The 11866-nt window shown below is 61.9% G+C and carries 8 protein-coding genes; 4 read left to right on the forward strand and 4 right to left on the reverse strand.

Annotated elements, in window-relative coordinates; genetic code table 11:
- Positions 1-137: 137 nt before the first annotated feature.
- Both rlmKL and PSH91_RS08945 read left to right on the forward strand, forming a co-directional pair.
- Positions 138-2408 (forward strand): bifunctional 23S rRNA (guanine(2069)-N(7))-methyltransferase RlmK/23S rRNA (guanine(2445)-N(2))-methyltransferase RlmL, encoded by a 2271-nt coding sequence (gene rlmKL, locus PSH91_RS08940; RefSeq protein ID WP_076385654.1) that lies wholly within the window; start codon positions 138-140, stop codon positions 2406-2408.
- A 143-nt stretch (positions 2409-2551) separates the two neighbouring features.
- Positions 2552-4936 (forward strand): GGDEF domain-containing protein, encoded by a 2385-nt coding sequence (locus tag PSH91_RS08945; RefSeq protein ID WP_305467908.1) that lies wholly within the window; start codon positions 2552-2554, stop codon positions 4934-4936.
- A gap of 125 nt (positions 4937-5061) precedes the next feature.
- On the opposite strand, the gene dacB is transcribed toward PSH91_RS08945, so the two are convergent.
- Complete coding sequence (gene dacB / locus PSH91_RS08950; protein WP_076385650.1) at positions 5062-6528, reverse strand: D-alanyl-D-alanine carboxypeptidase/D-alanyl-D-alanine-endopeptidase; 1467 nt, start codon at positions 6526-6528, stop codon at positions 5062-5064.
- A gap of 232 nt (positions 6529-6760) precedes the next feature.
- Between dacB and PSH91_RS08955 the strand changes: the two genes are divergently transcribed.
- Positions 6761-7105: a YggL family protein gene (locus tag PSH91_RS08955; RefSeq protein WP_047227158.1), complete on the forward strand. Its 345-nt coding sequence runs from the start codon at positions 6761-6763 to the stop codon at positions 7103-7105.
- Positions 7106-7263: 158 nt separating this feature from the next.
- Here PSH91_RS08955 and PSH91_RS08960 read toward each other — a convergent pair whose 3' ends face one another.
- Positions 7264-8454, reverse strand: a complete 1191-nt coding sequence (locus PSH91_RS08960) for a benzoate/H(+) symporter BenE family transporter (RefSeq protein WP_173407159.1) — start codon at positions 8452-8454, stop codon at positions 7264-7266.
- 240 nt (positions 8455-8694) lie between these two features.
- Here PSH91_RS08960 and PSH91_RS08965 point away from each other — a divergent pair, with 240 nt between their 5' ends.
- Complete coding sequence (locus tag PSH91_RS08965) at positions 8695-9459, forward strand: GntR family transcriptional regulator (protein ID WP_003183531.1); 765 nt, start codon at positions 8695-8697, stop codon at positions 9457-9459.
- A gap of 131 nt (positions 9460-9590) precedes the next feature.
- Here the strand turns inward: PSH91_RS08965 and guaD are convergent, their stop codons facing one another.
- Positions 9591-10895: a guanine deaminase gene (guaD, locus tag PSH91_RS08970; protein WP_305467912.1), complete on the reverse strand. Its 1305-nt coding sequence runs from the start codon at positions 10893-10895 to the stop codon at positions 9591-9593.
- A 19-nt stretch (positions 10896-10914) separates the two neighbouring features.
- A complete protein-coding gene (gene xdhC, locus PSH91_RS08975) occupies positions 10915-11757 on the reverse strand; it encodes a xanthine dehydrogenase accessory protein XdhC (protein ID WP_305467913.1) in 843 nt (280 codons plus the stop codon).
- Positions 11758-11866 lie beyond the last annotated feature (109 nt).

The following is an 11866-nucleotide window of genomic DNA, read 5'->3' on the forward strand; positions in this document are numbered from 1 at the left end:
AAGCTCTTTTAACCTGAGCGGCGAGGGCGGCACGGCACACTTTCGTGCCACACGGGTGCTCTTGAGAAAAGCACCTGATTGAACCCGGCCCGGCAATGCGTTGCCCGGTCCACTTAGCCAAAGGCTCTGGAAATCCCATGTCCGATCGTTTCGAACTCTTCCTCACTTGCCCCAAAGGTCTTGAAGGCCTGCTGATCGAGGAAGCCGTCGGGCTTGGCCTTGAAGAGGCGCGTGAGCACACCTCGGCCGTGCGCGGCATGGCCGACATGGAAACGGCTTATCGCCTGTGCCTGTGGTCGCGCCTGGCCAACCGCGTATTGCTGGTGCTCAAGCGCTTCCCGATGAAGGATGCCGAAGACTTGTACCACGGCGTGCTGGATGTGGATTGGCAAGACCACATGCTCGCCGATGGCACCCTGGCGGTGGAGTTCAGCGGCCACGGCTCGGGTATCGACAACACCCACTTCGGCGCCTTGAAGGTCAAGGACGCCATTGTCGACAAGCTGCGTACCCCGACAGGCGAGCGGCCATCCATCGACAAGCTCAACCCGGACCTGCGCATCCACCTGCGCCTGGACCGCGGCGAAGCGATCCTTTCCCTGGACCTTTCCGGCCACAGCCTGCACCAGCGCGGCTATCGCCTGCAGCAAGGCGCCGCGCCCCTGAAAGAAAACCTCGCCGCGGCCATCCTGATCCGTGCCGGCTGGCCGCGTATTGCCGCTGAAGGCGGGGCGTTGGCTGACCCGATGTGCGGCGTCGGTACCTTCCTGGTGGAAGCCGGCATGATCGCCGCCGACATGGCGCCGAACCTGCGTCGCCAGCAGTGGGGTTTTACCGCCTGGCTCGGCCATGTGCCGGCGTTGTGGAAGAAGCTCCACGAAGAAGCCACCGAGCGTGCCGCTGCCGGCCTGGCCAAGCCACCATTGTGGATTCGCGGCTACGAAGCCGACCCACGGCTGATCCAGCCGGGCCGCAACAACGTTGAGCGGGCGGGCCTGAGCGAGTGGATCAAGATTTATCAGGGGGAAGTCGCCACGTTCGAACCCCGCCCGGACCAGAACCAGAAAGGCCTGGTGATCTGCAACCCGCCGTACGGCGAGCGTCTGGGCGACGAAGCCAGCTTGCTCTATCTCTATCAGAACCTCGGCGAGCGCCTGCGCCAGGCCTGCCTGAACTGGGAGGCCGCAGTGTTCACCGGCGCGCCGGACCTGGGCAAGCGCATGGGCATTCGCAGTCACAAGCAGTATTCGTTCTGGAACGGCGCCTTGCCGTGCAAATTGCTGCTGATCAAGGTCCTGCCCGATCAGTTCGTCACCGGCGAGCGTCGTACCCCGGAACAGCGCCAGGCCGAGCGTGAGCAGGCTGAGTACGATCAGGCGCCGGAAGTACCGCAAGAGCGCCAGTACAACAAGAACGGTAACCCGATCAAGCCGGCACCGGCTCCGGCTCCTGTGGTCGAGCAGGCCCGTTTGAGCGAAGGCGGGCAGATGTTCGCCAATCGCCTGCAAAAAAACCTCAAGCTGCTGAGTAAATGGGCCAAGCGTGAGGGCGTGGACTGCTATCGGGTCTACGATGCCGACATGCCGGAATACTCCATGGCCATCGACCTGTACCACGATTGGGTTCACGTCCAGGAATACGTCGCGCCAAAATCCATCGACCCGGAAAAGGCCTCGGCCCGGCTGTTCGACGCCCTGGCGGCGATTCCCCAGGCACTGAACGTCGACAAGAGCCGCGTGGTGATCAAGCGTCGCGAGCGGCAGAGCGGCACCAAGCAGTACGAGCGCCAGAGCACCCAGGGCAAGTTCACCGAGGTCAACGAAGGCGGCGTGAAGCTGCTGGTCAACCTCACCGACTACCTGGACACCGGGCTGTTTCTCGACCACCGGCCGATGCGCCTGCGGATCCAGAAAGAGGCGGCCGGCAAGCGCTTCCTCAATCTGTTCTGCTACACCGCGACCGCCAGTGTCCACGCCGCCAAGGGCGGTGCGCGCAGCACCACCAGTGTCGACCTGTCGAAAACCTACCTGGACTGGGCGCGGCGCAACCTGTCGCTCAATGGTTTTTCGGACAAGAATCGCCTGGAGCAGGGCGACGTGATGGCTTGGCTTGAAGCCAGCCGTGACGAATACGACCTGATCTTCATCGATCCGCCGACATTCTCCAATTCCAAGCGCATGGAAGGGGTGTTTGACGTACAGCGCGACCACGTCCAACTGCTGGACTTGGCCATGGCCCGCCTGGCGCCGGGTGGTGTGCTGTACTTCTCCAACAACTTCCGCAAGTTCCAGCTCGAGGACAATCTGGCCGAGCGTTACGCGGTGGAGGAAATCACCGCCAAGACCATCGATCCGGATTTTGCCCGCAATGGCAAGATTCACCGTGCCTGGAAAATCATGGCCCGCTGACCTATAGCCGATTGGATCCATGGAAGCCTTGAAACTCAAGGCTTTCAGGCGTTTTTGTGCTGGTCAAAGTGATGGCTAATAGCTATAACTTAAGCCTGTGGACAGGGCAGTACCTACTGCCTGCCCCTTTCTGAGTTGTATTTATGGCATTGCATCAGGTACGCCCCAGAATCCTGGGTTTTATCAGCGAAGATGTGTCGGCCTGGCTGGTGGCTTCGCTGGTGCTGCTGGCCGGTGCGTTCCTGACCGGTTTGTTGACCTGGGCGATGGCTAATCTGTTTGACCAGCAATTGCGCCAGCGCTTTGAACTGCAAGCCGATGAACGCTTTAGCCGCATCGAGGAACGTTTTCAGGACCAGGAGCAACGTCTCGACAGCCTGAGGCGTTTCTTTGCCAACTCGGCCGGGGTTTCCGAGAGGGAATTCCATGGCTATGCCGAAGCGTTGCTGCGGCGCACTCAGGCGTTCGCCTGGGCGCCTCGGGTGCTGCGCGACGAACGATCATCGTTCGAACAACAAGCCCGCACCGAGGGGGGCGATACGTTTTCCATCCGTGAGCCGGACGACTCCGGTGGCTTGCGTCTGGCCGCCGAACGGGACGAATACGTGCCGGTGTTGTACCTCCAGAATCAACCTTCCTTCAAGGCTCCACGGGGCTTGGACCTGTTCGCCCATCCCTTGCGCCGTGCCACCCTTGAGCGCGCTCGCCACCGGGAGACCATAGTGGTATCGCAACCTTTGGACCTGGCGGGAGAGGCCGCCACCGCCACCCGCGGGGTGTTGCTGGTCGCGCCGGTCTCCAAGGCGTGGTCCAAGGAACCTTTCGGTTATGTCGTGGCTGCCGTCAGCATGCGCCAACTGGTGGGTGATGGCCTGCCGGCGCCCGGTCAGGACAACCTTTCGATGCGGGTCATAGACCTGTCCACGGACGATCGGGAGGAAGTGCTGTTCGAGTCACTCGATCCACCGGGCGAAAGTGACTTGTCGGCGACCCGCCTGTTACGCCTGGCCGATCGTGACTATCGGATAGAGTTGCGGCCCAGTCGTATGTTCCTGTCCACCAACCCTTCCTCGGTGGCCAGCCTGGTGGTATTGGGGGGCTTGCTCAGCCTGCTCCTCAGTGCGCTGCTGTATGTGCTGGTCAGCCAGCGACAGCGGGCCCTGCAGTTGGTCGAGCTGCGGACCCGAGAGCTGCGCGAGCGTGAGCAGGAACTGCGGGGCACTCATGGTCAGTTGCGTGGTGTGCTGAATGCCGCGACCCAGGTTGCGATCATCGCCACGGATCTTCGCGGGGTGATCACCACGTTCAATGCGGGCGCCGAGCAGATGCTTGGCTACGACAGCGGCGAGGTTCTGCACTGCATGACCCTCGAAAGCCTTCACTTGCCGCGCGAGCTCCAGGCCCGGGCCGTACAACTTGCTGCGCGTTATGGCAAACCGATTCCCACGTGCCACGCAATGTTGGTCGAGGGCGGCGAACAGGGTGGCCAGCAGGCCCGGGAATGGACTCTGGTGCGCCGCGATGGCAGTCATCTGACCGTGAACATGCTGGCGACACCGATGCTTGATGATCAGGGACTGTGGGTCGGACATCTGGCGATCTGCATCGACATCACCGAACGCAAGCGCGTTCATGAGGCCCTGGCCGCCCGGGACCTGTTGCTGAAAAAGCTCAGTGCCCACGTGCCTGGGGGCATCTACCAGTTCAAGATGGATTTCAATGGGCGTTTCAGCGTGATTTATGCCAGTGATGGCATTCGCGATATCTATGAACTGGAGCCCGAGACACTGGTGCGCAACGCCGAATCGATTTTCTCGCGCATCCATCCGCTGGACAGTGCGCGCGTGCGCAGATCGATCCGCACTTCGGCCGACACCCTGAGCCCATGGCGCGAGGAGTATCGCCTGCAGCTGCCGCAGCGGGGGTTGCGTTGGGTGCGCGGCGAGGCCACGCCTGAGGAGCTGCCAGGCGGCGGAGTGTTGTGGCACGGTTATATTTCCGACATTTCCGATCTCAAGCGGGTGGAGGAGGAACTGCGAGCCTTGTCAGTGACCGACGCCCTGACAGGTATTCGCAACCGGCGCTATTTCCAGGAGCGCCTGACCACGGAGATGGCGCGGGTGGAGCGGGGTACCGGGGAATTGGCGGTCATCATGCTCGACATCGATCACTTCAAGCGCATCAACGATCAGCATGGTCATGCAGTGGGCGATCGGGTGTTGCAGGCGGTTTGTCAGCGCATCACCCAGCGGCTGCGACGTACCGACGTGTTCTGTCGGCTGGGCGGTGAAGAGTTCGTGGTGTTATGCCCGGACACCGACGGCGAAAGTGCCCAGGCCTTGGCCACGGGGTTGTGGGAAGGGCTGCGCAGCGCGCCGATCGAGGACGTGGGTGTCATCACGGCCAGCTTCGGTATCGCCACCTGGCGGGTCGGGGAGGGGGCGGATGCGCTGCTGCTGCGGGCCGACTCGGGGGTGTACGCGGCCAAGCAGGCCGGACGGGATCGGGTTGAGGTGCAGTTGGGGTAGGCGTTCGCGCCGGTGATCGATGTGGGAGCGAGCCTGCTCGCGATAACGGTGTGCCATTCAACATCGCTGTTCACTGGCTGACGCATCGCGAGCAGGCTCGCTCCCACATTCAATTTGGTACGGGTTTAGAGCACCGAAGCCGTCTGCGGCAGTTTCGGCTGGCGGTACAGGTCCAGCAGCACCTGGTCCAGCACCGACGAAGCGCCCCATGGCCGCGGATCGTTGAGAATCGCCACGACGGCCCAGGTGTTGCCGTTGATGTCACGGCTGTAGCCCGCGATGGCGCGAACGGTGTTCAGGGTGCCGGTCTTGACGTGCGCTTCGCCGGCCATGGCGGTGGTCTTGAGACGTTTGCGCATGGTGCCGTCGGTGCCGGCGATGGGCATCGAACTGATGAATTCGGCGGAGTACGGGCTGCGCCACGCGGCTTGCAGCATTGCCGCCATTTCCCGGGCACTCACCCTTTCGGCGCGGGACAGGCCGGAGCCGTTTTCCATGACCAGGTGCGGCGCGGTGATGCCTTTCCTGGCCAGCCACTGGCGTACCACCCGCTGTGCCGCTTTGGCGTCGTCACCGTCGGCTTCGTTGCGGAACTCTGCGCCCAGGCTCAGGAATAATTGCTGGGCCATGGTGTTGTTACTGTATTTGTTGATGTCGCGAATGATCTCCGCCAGGTCCGGCGAGAACGCCCGGGCCAGCACCTTGGCGCTGCTCGGGGTCGCCGCCAGGCGGTCCTTGCCCTGAATGCTGCCGCCCAGTTCCTTCCAGATCGCCCGCACCGCTCCGGCGGTGTAGGTGGGGTGGTCCAGCAGCGCCAGGTAAGTCTGGGAGCTGCAACCGTCACCGAGCTGGCCGCCGACGGTCACGGTCACGCTGCCGTCTGCCTGGGGCACCGGGTTGTAGCGCACGCCACCGGTGCATTGCTTGGAGTTGAGTGCCTTGACCTGGTTTTCGATGCGAATGCTGGCAATCGGCGGCTCCACCGACACCAGCACCCGGCCGGCGTCATTGCGGGCGACAAAACGCAGGGCCTTGAGGTTGACCAGCAAGGAGTCGGGCTTGACCAGGAACGGTTTGTTCTTGTCGTTGCCGTCGTCGTTGAATTCAGGCAACTGCGGTTTGATGAAGAAACCACGGTCCAGCACCAGGTCCCCGGTCACCTGTTGCACGCCATTGGCCCGCAGGTCGCGCATCAGCAGCCAGAGTTTTTCCATGTTCAGCTTGGGGTCGCCGCCGCCCTTGAGGTACAGGTTGCCGTTGAGAATCCCGCCGCTGAGGGTGCCGTCGGTATAGAACTCGGTTTTCCACTGGTGATTGGGCCCCAGCATCTCCAGGGCGGCATAGGTGGTCACCAGCTTCATGGTGGAGGCCGGGTTCACCGAGACGTCGGCGTTGTACAGGGTCGGGGTGCCAGGGCCGTTGAGCGGGATCATCACCAGGGACAAGGCGTTGTTTTGCAGCTTGCTGTTCTTGAGGGCCTTTTGCACATTGGGCGTCAGGGCCGTGTTGATAGTGGCGGCGCTGGTGGATGCGGGCAGGGCCAGGGGAAGAAGAAGGCTGGCCAAAAGCAGTGGACGCAAAGATCTGATCATTTGAAATAAAACCCTACGGGCGAGGGGGGAAAAAACGAGGACATGAAAATGAACGCCCTCAACGTCATGAAAGTGTCGGCATTATGCCCCAAGGTGCAACGGCTTGTGCCGTGCCTGAGCCCTTCAGGGCGCTATTTTTTACCGACGGTAGGCCCACACACCCGATCAGGCGGGCAAACAGTGCACCAAACTGGTAGAGTGCCGGCCGTTATTACTTATGAGGATTGTTCCAATGGCGACTAACCGTTCCCAGCGTCTGCGCAAAAAACTGTGCGTGGATGAATTTCAAGAGCTGGGTTTCGAACTGAACCTGGATTTCAAAGAAGATCTGGCCGATGAGGCCGTTGACGCTTTCCTCGACGCTTTCCTGAAAGAAGCCATGGAAGCCAATGGCCTGGGCTATGTTGGCGGCGACGACTACGGTCTGGTTTGCCTGCAGAAGCGTGGCTCGGTGTCCGAAGAGCAGCGTGCGGCCGTTGAAGCCTGGCTCAAGGCACGTCCTGAACTGACCAGCGTTGAAGTCAGCCCGCTGATGGACGTCTGGTACCCGGAAAAGCCGATCAATCCGGTCGCTTGATGGTCTGAAACCGGCAGCCCGTTTGGGTGCCGGTTTTTTTGTGCCTGTCGGTTGGGGGTATCGTTCCCACGCTCCGCGTGGGAATGCCTCTAGGGACGCTCCGCGTCCAGTGACGCGGAGCGTCACGGGTGGCATGCCCACGCAGAGCGTGGGCACGATCAATCGTTACGCCAGTTCAGGATCACTAAGGTCAACACCCCCGCCACAATCCCCCAGAACGCCGAGCCGATGGAAAACAGCGTCAACCCCGATGCCGTGACCATGAAGGTGATCAGTGCCGCTTCCCGTTCCCGGGCTTCGCTCATGGCGATGCTCAAGCCATTGATGATTGAGCCGAACAGCGCCAGCGCCGCGATGGACAGTACCAACTCCTTGGGCAGCGCCGCGAACAACGCCGCCAGTGTCGCGCCGAACACCCCGGCAAGCCCATAGAAAACCCCGCACCAGACTGCTGCCGTGTAGCGTTTGTTACGATCCTCATGGGCGTGGGGCCCAGTGCAGATGGCCGCGCTAATGGCCGCCAGGTTAATGCCGTGGGAGCCGAACGGTGCCAGCAGCAGCGAGGCGATGCCGGTGCTGGTGATCAGCGGCGAGGCCGGTACGTTGTAACCGTCGGCCCGCAGCACCGCGATGCCAGGCATGTTTTGCGAAGTCATCGCCACCACGAACAATGGAATGCCGATGCTGATGGTGGCCGCCAGGGAGAAGTGCGGCGTGGTCCATACCGGTGTGGCGACTTCCAGGGCAAAGCCGCTGAAGTCCAGCAGCCCCATCAAGCCTGACAGAGCTGTACCGATCAGTAACGCCGCCAGCACTGCGTAGCGCGGCGACAGGCGCTTGACGATCAGGTAGGTGAAAAACATCCCCAGCACCAGACCGGTTCGATGCTGGGTGGCGACGAAAATCTCGCTGCCGATCTTGAACAGGATCCCCGCCAGCAACGCCGCCGCCAGCGAGGCCGGAATGCGCTTGACCAGGCGCTCGAAGCTGCCGGTCAGGCCACAGATCGTCACCAGCACCGCGCAGGTGATGTAGGCGCCGATGGCCTCGCCATAACTGACCCCGCCCAGGCTGGTGATCAGCAGCGCCGCGCCGGGTGTCGACCAGGCGATGGTGATCGGTGTGCGATACCGCAACGACAGGCCAATGGAGCACACGGCCATGCCGATGGAAATCGCCCAGATCCACGAAGAAATCTGCCCGCTGGTCAGCCCTGCCGCCTGTCCGGCCTGGAACATCAACACCAGCGAACTGGTGTAGCCGGTCATCATGGCGATGAAACCGGCGACGATCGCCGATGGCGATGTATCGGCCAACGGACGAAGTGGCGTGGTCGTGACTTCGGTCATGGTGGGCGGTGGTCCTTGTTGTAAATTGCAGGAGGGCGGGGGCCACAGATTCGGGGTTTAAGCCTAAACTCAACTCCGTTGCCAATTGCAATACAGCCACGTCCGTAAACAGCCGTACAGTCGTGTTGCCATCAGAGGTTGTGTACAATCGACGTATTATTTACGTGATACTTGTCAGCGACCCGCTGAGGCGTATTACAGTCACGGTCAATTCGCCGCAGTTCTCCGACTCGAGTGCCCATGAACGAACAGTTGCAGCCCCTCAAGAAACAACCGCGAGCAGGCAAAGCCGGCCGCAGCGGAACCCAGGACGATATTGTCTATGCGCATATTTTCGAGGCCATCCTCGAACAGCGTCTGGCGCCCGGTACAAAGTTGAGCGAAGAGGCGTTGGGGGAGATTTTCGGGGTCAGTCGCACCATCATTCGCCGCGCGTTGTCGCGCTTGGCCCATGAAGGTGTGGTGCTGTTGCGGCCCAATCGCGGCGCCGTGGTGGCCAGCCCGAGTGTTGAAGAGGCCCGCCAGGTATTCATGGCCCGGCGTCTGGTGGAGCGGGCCATCACCGAACTGGCCGTGCAGCACGCCACCGCCGAGCAGCTTGCCGAACTGCGGCAGATGGTCAGCGACGAGCGCGACAGTTTTTCCCGTGGTGACCGTGGCGCCGGCATCCGCCTGTCAGGCGAGTTCCACCTCAAGCTGGCCGAGGCGGCGAAGAACGCCCCGCTGATCAGCTTCCAGCGCAGCCTGGTGTCGCAGACCTCGCTGATCATCGCCCAGTATGAAAGCGGCAACCGCTCCCACTGTTCCTACGACGAACACACCCAATTGATCGACGCCATCGAGGCCCGCGATGCCACCCTGGCGGTGGACCTGATGATGCACCACATGGACCACATCGACAGCAAGCTCAACCTCGACGAAGAAAGCGCGTCGGATGATTTGCATGCGGTGTTTTCGCATTTGTTGCAGAGCAAGAAGCCAGGGCGGTCGACAGCCAAGCTTTGATGGGTTGAATCAGACGTATCGAGTTGCCTTCATCGCGAGCAGGCTCGCTCCCACAAGGGTTATGTGACTGAGACAAATCCACTGTGGGAGCGAGCCTGCTCGCGATTGGCGGTCTGACAGGCGCTAGAAATCTAGCGCTGATGCACCAACCGGCCAGCCGCAAAGGTCTGCGCCACCGTCCGGTCATCCCCTAGCGTCATCAACACAAACAACTTCTCGGCAATGTCCCGGGCCTGCTTGAGGCGATAGCTCAACAGCGGCGTGGCGTTGTGGTCCAACACCAGAAAGTCCGCATCGCTGCCCGGCTGCAAGGTCCCGATCCGGTCTTCCAGGCGCAAGGCCCGGGCGCCGCCAAGAGTGGCCAGGTACAGCGACTTGAACGGGCTCAGGCGGGCGCCCTGCAACTGCATCACCTTGTAGGCTTCGTTCAGGGTTTGCAGCAGCGAAAAACTGGTGCCGCCCCCCACATCCGTACCCAACCCCACGTTCACTTTGTGCTTCTCGGCCATTGGCAGGTTGAACAGGCCGCTGCCGAGGAAAAAGTTCGAGGTCGGGCAGAACGCGATGGCCGAACCGGTCTCGGCCAGGCGCGCGCATTCGTCGTCACACAGGTGCACGCCGTGGGCGAACACCGAGCGTTCGCCGAGCAGTTGGTAGTGGTCGTAGACGTCCAGATAACCTTTGCGCTCTGGAAACAGCTCCTTGACCCATTGCACTTCCTGCAGGTTCTCACTGATGTGAGTCTGCATGTACAGGTCGGGATATTCCCCCAGCAACTGACCGGCCAGGGCCAGTTGTTCCGGCGTGCTGGTCGGCGCAAAACGCGGGGTCACGGCGTAATGCAGGCGGCCCTTGCCATGCCAGCGCTCGATCAGCGCTTTGCTTTGGGTGTAGCTGGATTCGGCGGTGTCGGTCAGGTAGTCCGGGGCGTTGCGATCCATCATCACTTTGCCGGCGATCATCCGCAGGTCGAGTTTCTCGGCCACCTCGAAAAACGCGTTCACCGATTGCGGGTGCACACTGCCGAACACCAGCGCGGTGGTGGTGCCGTTGCGCAGCAGTTCCTTGACGAAAATATCGGCGACAGCGTCGGCATGGGCCTTGTCGGCGAACTGACTTTCGCACGGGAAGGTGTAGGTGTTGAGCCAGTCCAGCAATTGCTCGCCGTAAGCCCCGACCATGCCGGTCTGTGGCAGGTGGATGTGGGTGTCGATGAAGCCGGGCGTGATCAGCGCGTCCTGGTAATGAGTGATCTCGATGTCGGCCGCCAGGGTCGGCAGCAACTCGCTGGCGTGGCCGATGGCGCTGATCTGGCCGTTTTCCACCACCAGCAGGCCGTCTTCAAAATATTCATAGGACGCTTCAATGCCGACTTCGGCGGGGTCGGCAAGGCTGTGGAGCAGGGCGGCGCGGTAGGCTTTACGTGTCAATGGCATGGGGGTTCTCAACAATTGTTCAACGGTTCGCCTGGCTGCGGCGCGAGGCCGGCAGCAGCTTGGCAATCGGTTCGGCGCGCGTGGTGTGCTGGCCGAAATCCGCGTTATAGGTGGCGATGATTTCACCGGCGATGGAGATGGCGATTTCCACAGGCAACTTGCCTTTGACGTCGCCAATGCCCATCGGGCAGCGCATGCGCTGCAAGGTGCTGCTGTCGAAGCCGCGATCGCGCAGGCGATGTTCGAACTTGACCCGTTTGGTTTTCGAACCGATCAGGCCGAAGTAAGCGAAGTCGTTGCGCTTGAGGATCGCGGCGCTCAGTTCCAGGTCGAGCTGATGGTTGTGGGTCATGACGATGCAGTAGCTGCCGGCGGGCAGCTCGTCGATTTCATCCAGCGGCTCCTCGCTGACGATCTTGCGCACGCCGTGGGGCAGGTGTTCAGGAAACTCCGCTTCCCGGGAGTCGATCCAGCGCACCTTGCAGGGCAGGCTCGCCAGCAGCGGCACCAGGGCGCGGCCGACGTGGCCGGCGCCGAATACGGCGATCTGCGCCTGGACCTGGCCCATGGGTTCGAACAGCAACACGGTCACGCCGCCGCAGCACTGGCCCAGGCTGGCACCGAGGCTGAAGCGCTCCAGATGGGTGCTTTGCTGGCCGCTGGCGATCATCTGCCGGGCGATCTCCATGGCCTTGTATTCCAGGTGGCCGCCACCGATGGTGTCGAACGTCTGGCTGGCGCTGATCACCATTTTCGAACCGGCATTGCGCGGGGTCGAGCCGAGTTCTTCGATGATCGTCACCAGCACGCAGGGTTCACCGCGATCTTGCAGGTCGGCGAGGGCGCTGATCCAGTTGTACATATTTCACCTCAACTGATCGTTCCCACGCTCTGCGTGGGAATGCATCTTTGGACGCTCCGCGTCCGCTCTTCAAACTTCGACGCAGAGCGTCGGGGGGTTGCATTCCCAC

Origin of the sequence: Pseudomonas sp. FP1154 (assembly GCF_030687245.1) — a bacterium.
Lineage (GTDB): Bacteria > Pseudomonadota > Gammaproteobacteria > Pseudomonadales > Pseudomonadaceae > Aquipseudomonas > Aquipseudomonas rhizophila.

What these genes read in the sequence shown, in the direction of transcription:
- rlmKL (WP_076385654.1), top strand. Translation starts at nt 138, where the DNA reads ATGTCCGATCGTTTCGAACTCTTCCTCACTTGCCCCAAAGGTCTTGAA.
- PSH91_RS08945 (WP_305467908.1), top strand. Translation starts at nt 2,552, where the DNA reads ATGGCATTGCATCAGGTACGCCCCAGAATCCTGGGTTTTATCAGCGAA.
- dacB (WP_076385650.1), bottom strand. Translation starts at nt 6,528, where the DNA reads ATGATCAGATCTTTGCGTCCACTGCTTTTGGCCAGCCTTCTTCTTCCC.
- PSH91_RS08955 (WP_047227158.1), top strand. Translation starts at nt 6,761, where the DNA reads ATGGCGACTAACCGTTCCCAGCGTCTGCGCAAAAAACTGTGCGTGGAT.
- PSH91_RS08960 (WP_173407159.1), bottom strand. Translation starts at nt 8,454, where the DNA reads ATGACCGAAGTCACGACCACGCCACTTCGTCCGTTGGCCGATACATCG.
- PSH91_RS08965 (WP_003183531.1), top strand. Translation starts at nt 8,695, where the DNA reads ATGAACGAACAGTTGCAGCCCCTCAAGAAACAACCGCGAGCAGGCAAA.
- guaD (WP_305467912.1), bottom strand. Translation starts at nt 10,895, where the DNA reads ATGCCATTGACACGTAAAGCCTACCGCGCCGCCCTGCTCCACAGCCTT.
- xdhC (WP_305467913.1), bottom strand. Translation starts at nt 11,757, where the DNA reads ATGTACAACTGGATCAGCGCCCTCGCCGACCTGCAAGATCGCGGTGAA.